Raw genomic sequence first — 16,440 nt, forward strand, 5'->3', positions numbered from 1 at the left:
GGTCCGGGACGTCCCGCCACGGGGCGCCGACGCGAATGCGCCAGCGGATCCCGTCGATGAGCTGGCGTTTCGGCCACTTCGGTGGACGGCCGATCTTCGACACGCAAGGCAGCAGCGGAGCCAGACGCGCCCATTGCACGTCGGTCAGGTCCGCTCGCCCCGCTACCGCTACGCTGGGCACGAGGTCTCCGAGATATCCAGGTTTTGCTTGGTCGCTAAACCCAGATACCGGAGGCCTCACTCATTCAACGACTGCGACACTCCTTCTGACGGAAACGCGGTTCAAGATCACTTTTGAAACATGCCCTAGCGGCTCTGCCGGATACGGAGTGCAACAGAGGGTATGAAGTTGCGGGTTGGACGGTGGTGTCGTTGCCGTAAGACGGGCCCAGGCAGCCGAAGACGAGGGTTCCTACGCCGCACCTGACGCCGATGTCTTCGACGACGGAGTCCGCAACGGTGACGCCGCGCGTAACGCCTAGTTGAATGCCGCAGGCACACCGCGCTGCATGGCATTCTCGAGCTCCTGCTACTCACAGCCTCTCCAGCACTCCCATCAGGTTCTCGAGGAGCGCATCGGTGCAGGCTTCGATCTCGTCGAAGACATCGGCGAGGTCTTCGAGTGCCTCGTGATCGCGGCTGCGGGCAGCGATGCCGCGCTCGTAGTAACCGGGATCGAGTTCGATCTCCGGTTCGCCCCCGGTATCAACGTCGTCCTGGAGGGGAACGGGCAGTGCCTGACGCATCGGGGCCCGGCCGGACAGGTGTGCCCGCACCAGCACCGACACCGACTGCGGGGTCATCGATTGCGCGTACGGAAGGTGTCCCCACCGGTCGATCGGACACAGCAACGGCTGGCGGGCCTGCTCCGCATCGAGCGGATCCGCGATGATCTCGACCGGGTCGGTGAGGTGATGGCGCAGCAGATGAGTGCCCGGATACTGGTCGAGAAACGCCTGAACCTCCGCCCACCGCAAGTAGATCTCGCCCGCGGGATTGTCCCCGGTCTCGGGATCCGGCGCGAGCCGGAAGCGTTCACCAGCGCGGGTCGTGGCCACGAAGGTGTCGCCGTCGAGGCGGATGTCGCGGCGCCGCAGGCGGGTGAGGTCGGTGAAGGTCATGCCGGTGGCGGCGAGGAGCAGGAGTAAGGCGTCGCGGCGGCCGAACAGTCCGCTCGGCCAGCCGGTGGTGGGTAGCTCGACAGCTCGCTGCAGCAGTAACCGTCTGAGCCGATCGAGGCGCTGAGCACGAGTGGCATCGAGATGCCGGCGCACGGTCTCGGTCCTCCCCGAGGGCGGGTAGCCGTGGCGGGTGTGGACGGCGTTGATCGCCGAGAGTCGGCGTCGCTGCGTCGCGACCGCGGCCGGGTGTTCGTATAGGAACAGTGCCAGGGTTTCGGGTGCGGCGGGGATGGCCCGATGGTCGGCGGCCGCACACCAGTCGGCGAACAATGCCCAGTCGTGCCGGTAACGCGCCGGGATGCGTAGACCCAGAACGGCATCCTGAATCTCGGCGTGGCCGTAAACCTTCCGATCCGCGTGGGTCATCGCGTCACAACCCCAGATTCGTGACCGCGTTGCCAATGAGCGGGGCGTGTTCACGGGCGTAGGTTTCCAGCATGGCAGGGGTGCTGTGCCCGGTCTGGCGCATGATCGCGTGGGCGCTCGCGCCGTTGCGGAAGGCCTGGGTGACGAACCCGGCCCGCAACGAATGCCCACCCAGCTGTTTGACGATGTCGGGGTCGTAGCCGGCCTGCTCGGCCCGGCGGCGGATCGCCTTGTGTACTGCCGCTCCCGACAACGCGGTGTCGGAGAGATTGCCGTTCTTACGGATCGACCGCAACAGGGGCGACGCCGGGACCATGCGGGGACGCACACCGCGGCACACGTGCGCCTCGAAGGGTTCGGCGGTGCGGAGCAGGCGGATGACGGCGGGCCGGCCCCCGGAGTCGGAGGCGGCGACAACCTGGGCCCACCGCAGCCACGCACACGGCGGGCAACTCGCATGACTGTGGGTGAACGGCAGGGCCCGGATACTCCCCCGCCCTTCCTGATCGGTTTTGGACTTGCGCAGGCGGATGTGCAGCCCGTCGAGCCGATGCAAGGACACGTCGCTGCAGGTGAGGGCGACGAGTTCGCTGCGCCGGAACGCGCCGGCGAAGCCGAGCAGCAGGATCGCACTGTCGCGGCGTTCGAGGACCTCCGCGGCCCAACTGTCGGTGTCGGCGCGCATCGTCTCGACGATGGTGACGATGTCGGCGGTGAGCAGCGGTGCCCGCGGGGTGCGGGGTCGCTCCCCCGCCGTCGCGTAGTCGCGGCGGATCCCGGACAGGGTCGCGGTGACCAATTCGTCCGCCCCGGGGGCGGGATGGCCGGCGCGGCGGTGGTGGAAGCCGAGCCCGGCGACCCAGCGGGCCAGGGTGGCCGGGGAGTAGGCCCGCTCCCCCGCCTGCGTCACCGTCGACGCCGCGTCGAGGAGATAGGCGGCGACCGTCAAGGGATGCGCCGGCAACGCCGCATGACCTTCCCGCCCGCACCAGGCGGTGAACCGGGCCGAGTCCGCGGCATAGTTCCGCCGGGTCGACTCGGACCGCGACCGCCCCGCCGTCCCGACCACCTGCTCAAGGATCTCAGTCGGAAGAGCTGGCACGGACGGCGCAGCCTGGTCCGACGAGGTCGGGACAAGCACGGACACGTCGTCGGGGCGGCTCATGATCAGGTCGTCGGGCACGAACACGGAGCCTACCCGTCCGCACCGACGCTCTTGAGCAGGAAAACGCGTTCAACAGGGGTTTCGGCGGTGATGGTGCGCTAATGTCAATTATCGGCACCGGTCCTGCACAGACGACGAGCGACTCGATCCCCGGGCTCGCGTACACCCGATTTGCCCGGTTATTAGCGTGATCGAGAGGTGGTGAAGATCAACAAGACGGAGCCGACACGACCGGGCGGGATGATCTACGCCTGCCAGCGACCGAACTGCGGTTTCCCACATCCACGTGCCGACCCCGCCACCGCGGGCGCTCTTCGTCCGAACGGAGGAAATATCCTTGTCCACCAGGGCGTTTGCCGGTGTTTTCTCCCTGCGGCCGTAACGACCATGACCGGTCCGGGCGAACTCCGGACGTCGGGGAGGCGCACCGACGATCGCAATACACAGAGGAGGCTACGGTGTACATCGACATCGACCAGGCGATTTCCGACCACCCCTCCTCAGGCTTCTCCCGGCCGGTTTTCTACACCCCGTGGGAGTTGTTCCTGACGTCTGTACGAGGTCTCATCAACGCATACTTGTCCGGCCCCTCCTGACAGACATCCGAAAGGCCAAGGGAGGGCTCCGTTCCGCCTGCGCACGAGCCCTCCCGGTAGTCGCGTACCTGCTCCACCGTCGATGATCTGGTGAGTCCGACCTCGCGCTTTGGCCAGCGTTGAGGCGGTCATCGTCACGGATACCACCCTCCGACACCAGGGTTCGGGAGTACCGGCACGAAGTCCCGCACGTAGTCGGACAGAAAGGCCAGCACCTTGTCACGGCCGGCATGCCGTTGAGTTCGGCGAGTCGTTCGTCGTCCCCGCGGTCCTCGCCGCCGCCCGCTGCTGCCAGTCGGCATTGGGCCGGACTTCGGCACGGCCGCCGGATTCGGCGGCGGCGAGCAGGTCTCCGCCGAGATACGGTGTGGCCCGAGACAGATCATCAATCGTGCTTACGTCGACGGCAGGTGACAGGACCGGATCCACGCAGCCACATCCGAACCGGGAACGCCGGAGTCGTCGCAGACACGACGGCGGGCCTCACCCGAAGGTGAGGCCCGCCGCGGGAATGGACCGGGAGTCACTGCAGCCCTCAGGACTCCGTTGCGGTCCGGCAGTCGGAACACGTTCGATTATAGGGAAGGCTGCCCTAATCCGGCAAGGCCTCGGACGGGACGACCTGCAGCGACGAAGGCGTCGAGCAGCACCTGGCCGCGGCGCGCGGCGGTGCGCCGCGACGCGCCGCCGAGCACCGGCAGTTGCGCGGCGCCGGTGACGATCGTGCGCCCGACGATCCCCCAGAACCGGTAGTGCCCGAGCGGGGCGTGCCGCCGCAGTGCCGCATGGACGGTGTCGAGGGCGGTGGCCGCACGGTGCGCGGTCCACACCGCCATCGCCCGTTCGCAGGGCAGCACCACCACGCGCCGATCGGCGGCGGCCCGGTCGTCGGGCAGCACCCGCAGGGTGTCGTCGGCGATCCCGGCCCAGTCGATGCAGCCGTCGCTGTCCTGGTGCAGCCACAGGTTGTCCAGTCCCGGATCCCAGACGCGGCCCTCGAGCGCGAATGGGGCGAGCACGCGGCCGACGACGGCGTGGACGAGGGCGGCGGCGACCTGTTCGACGGCGATGCGCGGCTCGCCGGTGTCGAGCAGGGCTCGTTCGTAGAGCGTCTCGAGGCGCTGCTGTCGTTCCGCACCGCCGAGGAACCACCAGCGGCGGCGGGGTTCTTCGTCGACGCAGGCCACCGCGTATACGCGGGGCGCTCCCGCGGCCAGTGCGCGCAGCCTGGCGCGCGTGTCCTCGAACGGACGGACGGGTGCCTCCGTGGGCGGGAGCAGCAGCGTCGTCATCCGACACCTCCAGATCGACAACCGGACTTGATTAGGTAAGCCTAACCATTGCATCCGGGCGTGGGGCGCGCAACCCCATCCCCCCTCCCCCCGGCACATAGGATTCCGTAACCTAACTCCGAATGCTTTCGCCCTCCCCACGATCCGCGACGACCCGAACCACACCGCCGCCTTCCCCGAGGAGCACCCCGCGCCCGTGACCGTCACCCCGCACACCCCACCGGACGCCGATCCGACCTCCCCGCCCCGCCCGGGCCGTCGGATCACCGCCGCACTGTGCGATCTCGCGCTCCTCGGCGTGCCCCTGCTCATCGGGGCGCTGCTGGTCGACACCCTCGCCGACGTCAACGGCGGCGGCCAGACCGACCGCATCGTCTTCGGAGGCGCCGCCCTGGTCGCCGCCGCTGGGCTGCTGTGGTGGAACCACGGCCACCGCGCCGGCCGCACGGGGCAGAGCCTGGGCCTGCAGTTCACCGGTCTCGTCCTGCGCGACCCGGCCACCACCGGCCCGGTCGGCACCCGCCGCGCCCTGCTGCGCCGCGGCACCGAACTGGTCACCGCCCGGCACGCCGACCACGACGGCTTCACCCCGCTCGCCGCCGACACCAGCATCGCGGCGCTGCGCCGGCGGCGTCTGCTCGGCCTGGCCGCGCTGACCGTGCTGCTCGTGCTCGGCGCCCTCGCCAGCATCGCCATCGGCGCCCGCCCGATGAATTTCGCCGAGGTCTACCACGCGCTGTTCGTCAACGACGGCTCCGACACCGACGTGATCGTGCACTCGCTGCGCATCCCCCGCACCCTGCTGGCACTGCTGGTCGGTACCGCCCTCGGCGTCGCCGGCGCCCTCATCCAGGGCCACACCCGCAATCCCCTCGCCGACGCCGGCCTGCTCGGCATCAACGCCGGCGCCGCCTTCCTCGTGGTGCTGTCGATCTACCTGTTCGGCCTCGCCACCCCGGCGCAGTATCTGTGGTTCGCCTTCGCCGGATCCGCGCTCGCCAGCATCGTCGTGTTCGGCTTCGCCTCCATCGGCAACGGCCGCTCCAGTCCGCTGAGCCTCGCACTCGCCGGCGCCGCCGTGGCCTTCTTCCTGCAGGCGATGATCCAGACCGTCGTGCTGCTCGACCAGACCAGCCTCGACGGCTACCGCTTCTGGGTGGTCGGTTCCGTCGCCGGCCGCGGCATGGACGTCTTCTGGCAGGTGCTGCCGTTCATCGTCGTCGGCGTGCTCGTCGCCCTCGCCTCCACCCCGGCGCTGAACCTGCTCAGTCTCGGTGAGGACGTGGCCCGCTCCCTCGGCACCAATGTGGTCACCACCCGGGTGATCGGCATCGCCGCGATCACCGTGCTCACCGGTGCCGCCACCGCCGCCTGCGGCCCCATCGCCTTCGTCGGGTTGATCGTCCCGCACATCGCCCGCGCGGTGACCGGCCCGGACTATCGGTGGCTCGTGCCCTATGCCGGGTTGCTCGGCGGGGTGCTGCTCGTCCTCGCCGACGTGATCGGCCGCATCGTGGTGCGCCCCGGCGAACTGCAGGTCGGAATCGTCCTCGCCCTCATCGGGGCGCCCTTCTTCATCGCCCTCGTCCGTCGCCGGAAGCTGGTGGCCCTGTGACCGACTCGTCGACCACCGCCCTCGACGCGGACCGCCCGCCGGGATCCGGACGCCGCCGCTCTCCCGTCCAGGTCAGCACCCGGGTGCCGGGCCGGCCCGCCTTCCGGCTCGGCTCGCTGTCGGTGGTGTGGCGGCCCCGCCCGGTGCTCGTGTGCGCACTGCTGATCGTCGCGATCGTGGTGCTGCTGTGCATCTCCCTCGGCCGCGGCGACTATCCGCTCAGTCCCCTGCAGGTCGCCGAGGTGCTGCTCGGTGGCGGGGACCGCCCCGAACGGTTCATCGTGTTCGAGCTGCGCCTGCCCCGCGGGGTCGCCGCCCTCGTCGTCGGCGCCGCCCTGGCCGTCTCCGGTGCCATCACCCAGTCCGTCTCCCGCAACGCCCTGGCCAGCCCCGACATCCTCGGTATCACCGCCGGCGCCTCGGCCGCGGCGGTCGCCCTGATCGTCGCCACCAGCAGCGGGTCGATCGTCGGGCTGCTCGCCACCCTCGGCCTGCCGCTGTCGGCGCTGCTCGGGGCGCTGCTCACCGCCGCCGTCATCTACCTGCTCGCGTGGCGGCGCGGCGCCGACGGGTTCCGGCTGGTGCTCATCGGCATCGGGGTCAACGCCATGCTCATCGCGCTGACCCAGTGGATGCTCGTCTCCGCCGACATCAACGACGTCACCCGCGCCCAGGTGTGGCTGACCGGCTCGCTCAACGGGGCCTCGTGGACTCAGGTGGTGCCCGCCGCCGTCACCTTGCTGCTCGTCGGCGGCTGGGCCGCGACCGCCTCGTTCACCGTCGGCGCGCTGCGCCTGGGTGACGAGACGGCCCGCTCGCTCGGGGTGCGGCTGCAGACCCAGCAGGCGCTGCTGCTCATCGCCGCGTGCGCCCTCGCCGCGGTCGCCACCGCCGCCGCCGGACCCATCGGCTTCGTCGCCCTCGCGGCCCCGCAGATCGCGGTGCGGCTCGTCGGCGCGGCCGGCCCGCCGATCGTCGCCTCCGCCCTGACCGGCGCGTTGTTCGTCGTCGCCGCCGACCTGATCGCCCGCACCATCCTGCCCGTGCCGCTTCCGGTCGGCCTGGTCACCTCCGCCCTCGGCGGTCCCTTCCTGCTGTACCTGCTGGTGCGCGCCAACCGAAAGGTGTCACGATGACCGACACGCACGTACCCGCCGCGCCGCCGCGGCTGGTCGCCGAGCACATCAGCCTCGGCTACGGCCAGCGGCTCATCGTCGACGACCTGGACCTGTCCATCCCCACCGGGGTCGTCACCACCGTCATCGGCCCCAACGGCTGCGGCAAATCCACCCTGCTGCGGGCGTTGAGCCGGTTGCTCGCCCCCCGCACCGGCACCGTCCTGCTCGACGGCCGCGACATCACCACCATGCGCACCCGCGAGGTCGCCCGGATCCTCGGCATGCTGCCGCAGGCACCCGTCGCCCCCGAAGGTCTCACCGTCGCCGACCTCGTCTCCCGCGGCCGCCACCCCCACCAGTCCTGGTTCCGGCAGTGGTCCGCCGACGACGAGGACGAGGTCGCTCTCGCCCTCGAACGCACCGGCATCGCCGATCTCGCCGACCGGCCCCTCGACGAGCTGTCCGGCGGGCAACGCCAACGCGCCTGGATCTCCATGGCGCTCGCGCAGGGCACCGACATCCTGCTGCTCGACGAACCCACCACCTATCTCGACCTGGCTCATTCGGTAGAGGTCCTCGACCTCGTCGACCGGTTGCACAGCGAACTCGGCCGCACCGTGGTGATGGTGCTGCACGATCTCAACCTCGCCGTGCGCTACAGCGACCACCTGGTGGTGATGCGCGACGGCCGGGTCGTCGCCTCCGGCGCCCCCGCCGACGTGATCTCCGTCGACCTGCTCCGGGAGGTCTTCGACCTCGACGCCTCGGTCATCGACGATCCGGTGTCCGATCGGCCGCTGATCGTGCCCATCGGCACCCGGCACGTGTACGGCACGGCCGGAGGTCCCGACCGGGCGTGACGATGGTCCCGCCCAGGTCAGACCCTACGACCGGGGGTAGTACGCCCATTCGTCGGAGGAGTCCGTAGAATCGACCCATGGCAGCACTCGGCGAACTCGAACGCGCAGTGATGGACCACCTGTGGTCCACCCCCGAACCGCAGACGGTCCGGCAGGTCCACGAAGCATTGTCCACCCGACGCAACCTCGCCTACACCACCGTCATGACGGTGCTGCAGCGCCTCGCCAAGAAGAATCTCGTCATTCAGCAACGCGACGACCGCGCCCACCGCTACCTGCCCGTGCACGGCCGTGACGAACTCGTCGCCAGCCTGATGGTCGACGCCCTCGACCAGGCCGACGAGACCGCCGGCCGCGCCGCTGCCCTCGTCCACTTCGTCGGCCGGGTCGGCGCCGACGAAGCCGCCGCCCTGCGCGCCGCGCTGGCCAAACTCGAAGCCCAGCACGGCGGCGAGCACACCGGCCACGACACCGAGCGGGCCGGCTGACACACTCGATGCCATGAACGCGACCGCGGCGCTGTTCTTCGGAACCACAGCGCTTCTCCTCGCCGGTCCGGTGCCGGCGCTGCTCGCCCGCGCCCGCTGGCCGCACCGCAACCCCCGGGCTGCCCTGGTGCTGTGGCAGTCCGTGGCCCTGGCAGCGGTGCTCTCCGCGTTCAGCTGCGGGCTGGCCATCGCCAGTCGCCTGCTCGCCCCCGGCGCCGACGGCCGCCCCACCACCGGACCCCTCGAGGAGATCGAGGCCCTCGGCCTGCCGCTGTGGCTGACCTACATCGTCGTGTTCGCCCTCACCGTGTTCATCGGTGCCCGCCTGACCTTCTCGGTACTGCGGGTGGCGGTGCGCACCCGCCGGCGCCGCGCCCGTCACCGCATGCTCGTCGACCTGCTCGACCAGCGCGACAGCGGCGCCGCCGTCCGCCGCCACCCGCACGTGCGCATCCTCGACACCGCCGACCCCATCGCCTACTGCCTGCCCGGGCTGCGGCACCGCGTCGTACTCAGCGAAGGCACCCTCGACAACCTCGGCCACGACGAACTGCGCGCGATCCTGCGCCACGAACACTCCCACCTGCGGGCCCGCCACGACCTCATCCTCGAGGCCTTCACCGCCGTCTACGAGGCCTTCCCCCGCATCGTGCGCTCCGGTTCGGCGCTCGGCTCCGTGAAACTGCTCGTCGAGCTGCTCGCCGACGACTCCGCGGTCCGCCTCACCGGTCCCGCCCCGCTGGCCCGCGCCCTCGTCGCCTGCGCCGGCGCCCACACCCCCACCGGCGCCCTCGCCGTGGGCGGGCCCACCACCGTGCTGCGCGTCGAACGGCTCACCGGACCCGGCCCCCACCTCGGGATCTCCGTCGCCGCCTACACCGCCGCCGCCGCGATCCTGATCGTGCCCACCATCGCCGTCGCCGTGCCCTGGCTGACCGAACTGTCACTCCTACTCGGTCTCTGACCCCCCACCCCGGGTTTCTCGCCGCCCCCCGATTTCGATCGGACCCGGTTTCGGGGGAAGCTGTCACCATGACCGTCGAACGCACCGAAACACCACAGGCCCAGATCGGCGTGACCGGACTGGCCGTGATGGGCTCGAACATCGCCCGCAACTTCGCCCGCCACGGCTACACCGTCGCCCTCCACAACCGCAGCATCGCCAAGACCGACGCGTTGCTCGCCGAGCACGGCGACGACGGCACCTTCGTCCGCACCGAAACCATCGACGAATTCGTCGCCGCCCTCGAAAAACCCCGCCGCGTCCTGATCATGGTCAAGGCCGGCGACGCCACCGACGCGGTCATCGACGAACTCGCCGACGCCATGGAACCCGGTGACATCATCATCGACGGCGGCAACGCCCTCTACACCGACACCATCCGCCGCGAAGCCGCCCTGCGCGCCCGCGGCCTGCACTTCGTCGGCGCCGGCATCTCCGGCGGCGAGGAAGGCGCCCTCAACGGCCCGTCGATCATGCCCGGCGGCCCCACCGAATCCTACGAAGCCCTCGGCCCGATGCTCGAGACCATCGCCGCCCAGGTCGACGGCACCCCCTGCTGCACCCACATCGGCCCCGACGGCGCCGGCCACTTCGTGAAGATGGTGCACAACGGCATCGAGTACGCCGACATGCAGCTCATCGGCGAGGCCTACCACCTGCTGCGCAACGCCCTCGGTTACGACGCCGGGCAGATCGCCGACGTCTTCGCCGAATGGAACACCGGCACCCTCGAGTCGTACCTCATCGAGATCACCGCCGAGGTACTGCGCCAGACCGACGCCGCCACCGGCAAACCCCTCGTCGACGTCATCGTCGACGCCGCCGAACAGAAGGGCACCGGCCGCTGGACCGTCAAGGCCGCCCTCGACCTCGGGGTGCCCGTCACCGGCATCGCCGAAGCCGTCTTCGCCCGCGCCCTGTCCGGCTCCCGCACCCAACGCGCCGCCGCCGGCGGCCTCGCCGCCGGCACCCTCGGCGCCGCCCCGACCGACGCCGCCCAGTTCACCGAGGACATCCGCGCCGCCCTCTACGCATCGAAGATCGTCGCCTACGCCCAGGGCTTCGACCAGATCGCCGCCGGCAGCGCCGAATACGGCTGGAACGTCGACCGCGCCGCCCTGGCCACCATCTGGCGCGGCGGCTGCATCATCCGCGCCCAGTTCCTCAACCGCATCAAAGAGGCCTACGACGCCGATCCCGAACTGCCCAGCCTGATCCTCGCGCCGTACTTCCGCGACGCCATCGAGATGGGCATCGACAGCTGGCGGCGCGTCGTGGTCACCGCCACCGAACTCGGCATCCCGATCCCGGCCTTCGCGTCGTCGCTGTCCTACTACGACGGGCTGCGCGCCGACCGGCTGCCCGCCGCCCTCACCCAGGGCCAACGCGACTACTTCGGTGCCCACACCTACGAGCGCATCGACCGCCCCGGCAAGTTCCACACCCTGTGGAGCGGGGACCGCACCGAGATCGAGGCCTGACCCGGTGACGGGCACGGCGGTCGCCGTCGCCTGCGCGCTCGCCGCCGCCGTGCTCATCGCCGTCGGCAGCGTCGCCCAGCAGCGCTCGGCGGCCGCCGTGTCCACCTCCGACTCGCTGATCGGCGGGGTGCTGCGCAGCCCCCGCTGGTGGGCCGGCATCGGCGGTGACGGCGGCAGCTATCTGCTGCAGATCGCCGCCCTGGCGTTCGGCTCCGTGCTGCTCGTCCAACCGCTGCTGGTGACCTCGCTGCTGTTCGCCCTACCCATGGCCGCCGCCACCGGCGGACATCGCATCACCCGCACCACCTGGTTGCTCGCCGCCGGCCTGTGCGTCGCGCTGGCGGTGTTCCTGATCGTCGGCAACCCCACCGCGGGCAGCGGCGACCCGGCCGCGGCCGCCTGGGCGCTGCCCCTGGGCATCGTCGTCGCCGTCACCGGCGCCACCATCGTCGCCGCCGTCGTCGCCCCCGGGTTGCGCGCCCTGGCGTTCGGCACCGCCGGCGGCATCCTCTACGGGGTCACCGCCGCGTTCACCAAACACGTCACCGACCTGTTCGCCCGCGGCCTGTCCGCCGTGCTCGGCTCGTGGCAGAGCTGGACGCTGATCGTCGCCGGTGCCGCCGCGGTCTACCTGCAGCAACTCGCCTTCCAGGCCGGGGCGCTCACCGCCTCCCTGCCCGCGCTGACCGTCGGCGAACCACTCGCCGCGATCTTCCTCGGCATGACCGTGCTCGGCGAGCGACTCCACGTCGACGGCCCCCGACTGCTGCTCGTGCTCGCCGCCATCGCGGGGATGCTCGCCACCACCGTCGCCCTGTCCCGGCAACAGGCCGCCGGCACCGAACCGGTCACGGAATCCGGGACAACACCGCCACCAGAAACTCGGCGTCGTCGCTGAACGGCCGCAGATCCCAGGTCGACAACCGCAGCTCCGGCACCAGCCCCGCCGCCTGCGCATCGGCGAAGAACCGGTCGAAGGGATAGTCCCGGCCCGCCCCGAAGCCGACCACCACCCGACCCTGCGGCGCCAGATGCCCCGCGAACGCGCGCAACACCGCCACCCGGGTCGACGGCGCCACGAAGGTCATCACATTGCCGGCGCACACGATCACGTCGAAGTCCGCGGCGACACCGCGGGCAGGCAGATCCAGCTCGGCCAGATCACCGACCAGCCACCTCGGCCCCGGATGATCCTCCTCCGCCGCCGCGATCAGCACCGGATCCACATCGACGCCCACCACCGTGTGCCCGGCCCGGTGCAGATACCCGCCGAGCCGGCCCGGACCGCACCCCGCATCGAGGATCCGCGCGGCGCGCGGCACCATCGCGTCGATCAGGCGGGCCTCGCCCACGGTGTCCTGCCCCCGGGCGACCATGGTGCGGAAGCGCTCGACATACCACGACGAATGCGCCGGATTCTGTGCCACCATCTCCTCCCACAGGCTCGGCACCCGCCCGCCTTCCGGAACCCCGCCGCTCATCCGCACTCCTTCGTCGTCGGCAACATCCACCCGACCACCGTAGGCGCCCTCCTCCCCGGCGCCGCAGTCCACACCGCGACACACCCACCCACCGTCAGTAGAATCGGAACCCGCCGACCCGCCTCCGGGCCCACGGACACCGTCCGCACCCGGACCCCCGACGAGAGGACACCGGTGCCCACGGCACCCACGGCCACCCCATCACCCGACACCGGCGGCTCCGGCCGGGACTGTGACTGTCGGCCGCACGGTTCCGCCACCGGGCCGAGCCCCCACCGCGTCCTGCTCGCCACCGGACAGGACCGATCCTGATGGCCGTGCTGCTCGACATCGCCGCCCTCCTCGGGTTCGTCGCCCTCACCGCCGGCACCGCCCTGTTCGTCGCCGCCGAGTTCTCCCTCACCGCCGTCGAACGCAGCACCGTCGACGCCCAGCCGAACGACCGCCGCGCCCGCCAGGTCCAGCACGCCCACCGCACCCTGTCCTTCCAACTGTCCGGCGCCCAACTCGGCATCACCATCACCACCCTGATCACCGGCTATCTCGCCGAACCCGTCCTCGCCCGCTTCCTCACCCCGCTGCTCGACGCGCTCGGCCTGAGCACCACCGCCGCCGCAACCGTCTCGCTGATCCTCGCGCTGCTCATCGCCACCTCCTTCTCGATGGTCTTCGGCGAACTCGTCCCCAAGAACATCGCCATCGCCCGGCCCCTGGCCACCGCCCGCGCCACCGCCGGACTCCAACTCGCCTTCTCGCTGCTGTTCCGGTGGGCGATCCTCGGCCTCAACGGCGCCGCCAACCGGGTCGTGCGACGCCTCGGCATCGAACCGGCCGAGGAACTGCGCTCGGCGCGCTCCCCCCAGGAACTCGGCTCGCTGGTGCGCGCCTCCGCCCGCAGCGGCGCCCTCGACGAACACACCGCCCGCCTGGTGTACCGGTCGCTGCAGTTCGGCGACCGCACCGCCGAGGATCTGATGACCCCGCGCAGCACCGTCGAAAGCCTCGATCGGCAGGCCGTCGTGCTCGATCTGATCGACCTGTCCGCACGCACCGGGTACTCCCGGTTCCCGGTGGTCGACGGCGACCTCGACGCCCCCCTCGGCGTGGTGCACGTCAAACACGCCTTCACCGTGCCCGCCGCAGCGCGCGGCACCACCACCGTCGGCACGCTGGCCCGCCGGGTCCCCACGGTGCCGTCCACCCTCGACGGCGACAGCGTCATGGAACGGGTGCGCTCCGACGGCATGCAGGTCGCCCTCGTCGTCGACGAATACGGGGGCACCGCCGGCCTGATCACCATGGAGGACCTCGTCGAAGAGATCGTCGGCGACGTCCGCGACGAACACGACGAAACCGAACTCGACGCCCGGCACGTCGGCGACGGCTGGTCGTGCAGCGGCCTGCTGCGCACCGACGAGGTGGCCCGGCTCACCGGCTACCACGCCCCCGACGGCGAATACGAAACCCTCGCCGGGCTGATCCTCACCGAACTCGGCCGCATCCCCGAGATCGACGACGAGATCCAGCTGCCGCTGCGCCGCGGCGAACGCGACCGCACCTGGTACGCCCGTGTCCTCGAGATGGACGGGCACCGCATCGGGCGGGTGCTGCTCGTGCCCGGTGAGGCTCCCGACCCGGCGGAGGAAGATCCCACCGACCCCGAGGCCGGTGAGCAGCGATGAACGACTGGTACGCGCTGGTCTTCGCGGTGCTGCTGCTCGCCGGCAACGCCTTCTTCGTCGGCGCCGAGTTCTCCCTCATCACCGTGCGCCGCGACCGGCTCGAAGCGCTCGTCGCCCAGGGCAAGAGCCGCGCCCGCACCGTCATCCGTGCCGGCGAACACCTCTCGCTGATGCTGGCCGGGTCGCAGCTGGGCATCACGATCTGCTCGATCCTGCTCGGCCGCGTCGCCGAACCGGCGATCGCGCACCTGATCGAGGTCCCCCTGCACACGCTCGGCGTACCCGAGGCGCTGCTGCATCCGATCGCCTTCACCCTGGGCCTGACCATCGTGGTGGTCCTGCACATCCTGCTCGGGGAGATGGTGCCGAAGAACATCGCCATCGCCGGACCCGAACGCGCCGCGATGCTGCTCGTCCCCGTCCATCTGCTCTTCATGCGCCCCGCCCGCCCGGTCATCGCCTTCTTCAATCTGTGCGCCAACGCCACCCTGCGGGCAGCGCGCATCACCCCCAAGGACGAACTCGACAGCTCGGTGTCCGCGGTCGAACTGTCCGCGATGATCGGTGAATCCCGCTCGGAAGGGCTGCTCGACGAGGAGGAACACAGCCGCCTCACCCGCGCCCTGGCCACCAGCGACCGCACCGTCGCCGATGTGATGATCCCGCTCGCCCGGGTCCGCACCGTGCCCGAGACCGTGCGGGACGACGCCGAGGCCGGTCCCACTCTCGGAGATGTCGAGCAGGCGGTCACCGCGACCGGATTCTCCCGGTATCCCACCCGCCGCCCCGACGGCACCATCACCGGCTATGTGCACATCAAGGACGTGCTCGATCTCGTCCGGGAACCGTCCACCGGGCCGGAGACCATCATCCCCGCCACCGTGATCCGTCCGCTGCCGGCCATCGGCATCGGCGACGGCTTCGACGAGGCCCTGGCCGTGCTGCAGCGCACCAACGCGCATCTGGCCGGAGTGATCGACACCACCGGAACCCTGCGCGGCATCGTCGCCCTCGAGGACCTCGTGGAAGAGTTCGTCGGGACCGTCCGCGACGCCACCCACCGCGTGGCGGACCCGCTGGGCAACCGCCCCCGCACCACCGCGCCCCGATCGACCGAGCGAGACCGATGACCTTTCCCCTCCGCACCGCCCCGCCTGCCCCGCTGCCCGGACCGCAGGTGCTGACCGAAGCCGAGTGGACCGCGCGGCGCGACCACCATCACGCGACGGTCGACGAGTTGCTCGCCGGACATGTGGCCCGGCGCGCCGCCGGGCGGTCCCATCCGGTGCACGACTTCCTGTTCACCTACTACAGCCTGCGGCCGAACCAGCTGCGGCGCTGGCATCCCGGCTACGGCACCGTGCTGCTCGGCGCGAGCGCGGTCCGCGACTACCGCGACCATCCCGGTTACGAACGGGTCGCGGTCGACGGGGTCGCCGGGGTGCGGGTGGCCCGCGAGGTGCTCGACCGGCGCGCCGACACGGTCGACTTCGTCGCGCGGCTGCTCGCCGCTACCGCCTCCCGCGCCCCGCAGCTCGGCTGCTTCGGGCTGCACGAATGGGCGATGGTGTACCGGGCGGGTGCCGACGGAGTGCGGCATGCGGCGGTGCCGCTGCGGCTCGGTCACACCGGCACCGATGCCGTGGTGGAATCAATGCAGCTTCGATGCACTCATTACGATGCGTTCCGGTTCTTCACCCCCGCGGCGGCCCCGCGCAACGCCGAGGCGCTGACCCGCGACGAGCAGATCCGCACCGAGCAGCCCGGCTGCCTGCACGCGGGGATGGACTTGTACAAGTGGTGCTACAAGATGCTGCCGCTGACCGATTCGGCGCTGACGGTCCGGTGCCTGCGACACGCGGCCGCAGCCCGTGAATTGGACATGCGGGCGAGCCCGTATGATCTCGAGGACTACGGCTACTCGCCCATCAGGATCGAGACTGCCGCCGGACGCGCACAGTACGTCCGCGAGCAGTCGGCGCTCACCCGTCGCGCCGCAGCTCTGAGACAAGAGCTGGTGAATCGATGTACCGCCCTGCAGGCGCACAGAACCACTGCGCCCGAAAATACTGGCGGGTAACATAATCGACGATTCCGTGCGGCCGGGCTGTT

15 protein-coding genes are annotated in these 16,440 nt (G+C 70.8%); 10 read left to right on the forward strand and 5 right to left on the reverse strand.

The annotated features are described in order from the left end of the window. From ABZ789_RS21355 to ABZ789_RS21370, 4 genes are all read right to left on the reverse strand, one after another. Positions 1-181: transposase (locus ABZ789_RS21355; protein ID WP_358428213.1), on the reverse strand; the 181-nt coding region annotated here is incomplete at its 3' end. A 352-nt stretch (positions 182-533) separates the two neighbouring features. Beyond that, positions 534-1,547 (reverse strand): hypothetical protein, encoded by a 1,014-nt coding sequence (locus tag ABZ789_RS21360; protein WP_358428216.1) that lies wholly within the window; start codon positions 1,545-1,547, stop codon positions 534-536. Between the two features lie 4 nt (positions 1,548-1,551). Continuing rightward, positions 1,552-2,730, reverse strand: a complete 1,179-nt coding sequence (locus ABZ789_RS21365; RefSeq protein ID WP_358428219.1) for a tyrosine-type recombinase/integrase — start codon at positions 2,728-2,730, stop codon at positions 1,552-1,554. Between the two features lie 1,153 nt (positions 2,731-3,883). Further along, positions 3,884-4,600 carry a hypothetical protein gene (locus tag ABZ789_RS21370; protein ID WP_358428222.1) on the reverse strand — a complete coding sequence of 239 codons (717 nt, stop codon included), beginning with the start codon at positions 4,598-4,600 and terminating at the stop codon, positions 3,884-3,886. A gap of 196 nt (positions 4,601-4,796) precedes the next feature. Here ABZ789_RS21370 and ABZ789_RS21375 point away from each other — a divergent pair, with 196 nt between their 5' ends. From ABZ789_RS21375 to ABZ789_RS21405, 7 genes are all read left to right on the forward strand, one after another. Next, positions 4,797-6,215 (forward strand): iron ABC transporter permease, encoded by a 1,419-nt coding sequence (locus ABZ789_RS21375; protein WP_358428224.1) that lies wholly within the window; start codon positions 4,797-4,799, stop codon positions 6,213-6,215. Further along, positions 6,212-7,351 (forward strand): iron chelate uptake ABC transporter family permease subunit, encoded by a 1,140-nt coding sequence (locus tag ABZ789_RS21380; protein WP_358428227.1) that lies wholly within the window; start codon positions 6,212-6,214, stop codon positions 7,349-7,351. Before ABZ789_RS21375 ends, ABZ789_RS21380 begins: the two co-directional genes overlap by 4 nt. Beyond that, entirely contained in the window at positions 7,348-8,193 is an 846-nt protein-coding gene (locus tag ABZ789_RS21385; RefSeq protein WP_358428230.1) for an ABC transporter ATP-binding protein, read from the forward strand. The genes ABZ789_RS21380 and ABZ789_RS21385 overlap by 4 nt, the downstream gene beginning before the upstream one ends. A gap of 77 nt (positions 8,194-8,270) precedes the next feature. After that, on the forward strand, positions 8,271-8,681 hold the full coding sequence (locus tag ABZ789_RS21390; RefSeq protein ID WP_358428233.1) for a BlaI/MecI/CopY family transcriptional regulator: 411 nt from the start codon (positions 8,271-8,273) through the stop codon (positions 8,679-8,681). A gap of 13 nt (positions 8,682-8,694) precedes the next feature. Next, positions 8,695-9,645, forward strand: coding sequence for a M56 family metallopeptidase (locus ABZ789_RS21395; RefSeq protein WP_358428236.1), 951 nt, complete (start codon positions 8,695-8,697; stop codon positions 9,643-9,645). A gap of 68 nt (positions 9,646-9,713) precedes the next feature. Then, complete coding sequence (gndA, locus tag ABZ789_RS21400) at positions 9,714-11,165, forward strand: NADP-dependent phosphogluconate dehydrogenase (protein ID WP_358428239.1); 1,452 nt, start codon at positions 9,714-9,716, stop codon at positions 11,163-11,165. 4 nt (positions 11,166-11,169) lie between these two features. Further along, the gene (locus tag ABZ789_RS21405) at positions 11,170-12,063 is read left to right on the forward strand and encodes a DMT family transporter (protein WP_358428242.1); all 894 of its coding nucleotides are present in this window, start codon (positions 11,170-11,172) and stop codon (positions 12,061-12,063) included. Here ABZ789_RS21405 and ABZ789_RS21410 read toward each other — a convergent pair. Next, a complete protein-coding gene (locus ABZ789_RS21410; RefSeq protein ID WP_358428338.1) occupies positions 12,014-12,646 on the reverse strand; it encodes a class I SAM-dependent methyltransferase in 633 nt (210 codons plus the stop codon). The two genes, ABZ789_RS21405 and ABZ789_RS21410, sit on opposite strands and share 50 nt — an antisense overlap. Before the next feature lie 311 nt (positions 12,647-12,957). Between ABZ789_RS21410 and ABZ789_RS21415 the strand changes: the two genes are divergently transcribed. From ABZ789_RS21415 to ABZ789_RS21425, 3 genes are read left to right on the forward strand one after another with little or no spacing between them, the layout of a single operon-like run. Next, on the forward strand, positions 12,958-14,328 hold the full coding sequence (locus ABZ789_RS21415) for a hemolysin family protein (protein ID WP_358428245.1): 1,371 nt from the start codon (positions 12,958-12,960) through the stop codon (positions 14,326-14,328). Beyond that, positions 14,325-15,458: a hemolysin family protein gene (locus tag ABZ789_RS21420; RefSeq protein WP_358428248.1), complete on the forward strand. Its 1,134-nt coding sequence runs from the start codon at positions 14,325-14,327 to the stop codon at positions 15,456-15,458. The genes ABZ789_RS21415 and ABZ789_RS21420 overlap by 4 nt, the downstream gene beginning before the upstream one ends. Continuing rightward, a complete protein-coding gene (locus ABZ789_RS21425; protein ID WP_358428251.1) occupies positions 15,455-16,408 on the forward strand; it encodes a 3-methyladenine DNA glycosylase in 954 nt (317 codons plus the stop codon). Before ABZ789_RS21420 ends, ABZ789_RS21425 begins: the two co-directional genes overlap by 4 nt. Positions 16,409-16,440 lie beyond the last annotated feature (32 nt).

It is taken from the genome of Rhodococcus sp. NPDC047139 (assembly GCF_040643435.1).
Lineage (GTDB): Bacteria > Actinomycetota > Actinomycetes > Mycobacteriales > Mycobacteriaceae > Rhodococcus.

Bases quoted from the DNA above. Each gene is read 5' to 3' on its own strand.
- ABZ789_RS21360 (WP_358428216.1), bottom strand. From the start codon at position 1,547: ATGACCCACGCGGATCGGAAGGTTTACGGCCACGCCGAGATTCAGGAT.
- ABZ789_RS21370 (WP_358428222.1), bottom strand. From the start codon at position 4,600: ATGACGACGCTGCTGCTCCCGCCCACGGAGGCACCCGTCCGTCCGTTC.
- ABZ789_RS21385 (WP_358428230.1), top strand. From the start codon at position 7,348: ATGACCGACACGCACGTACCCGCCGCGCCGCCGCGGCTGGTCGCCGAG.
- ABZ789_RS21390 (WP_358428233.1), top strand. From the start codon at position 8,271: ATGGCAGCACTCGGCGAACTCGAACGCGCAGTGATGGACCACCTGTGG.
- ABZ789_RS21395 (WP_358428236.1), top strand. From the start codon at position 8,695: ATGAACGCGACCGCGGCGCTGTTCTTCGGAACCACAGCGCTTCTCCTC.
- gndA (WP_358428239.1), top strand. From the start codon at position 9,714: ATGACCGTCGAACGCACCGAAACACCACAGGCCCAGATCGGCGTGACC.
- ABZ789_RS21410 (WP_358428338.1), bottom strand. From the start codon at position 12,646: ATGAGCGGCGGGGTTCCGGAAGGCGGGCGGGTGCCGAGCCTGTGGGAG.
- ABZ789_RS21415 (WP_358428245.1), top strand. From the start codon at position 12,958: ATGGCCGTGCTGCTCGACATCGCCGCCCTCCTCGGGTTCGTCGCCCTC.
- ABZ789_RS21420 (WP_358428248.1), top strand. From the start codon at position 14,325: ATGAACGACTGGTACGCGCTGGTCTTCGCGGTGCTGCTGCTCGCCGGC.
- ABZ789_RS21425 (WP_358428251.1), top strand. From the start codon at position 15,455: ATGACCTTTCCCCTCCGCACCGCCCCGCCTGCCCCGCTGCCCGGACCG.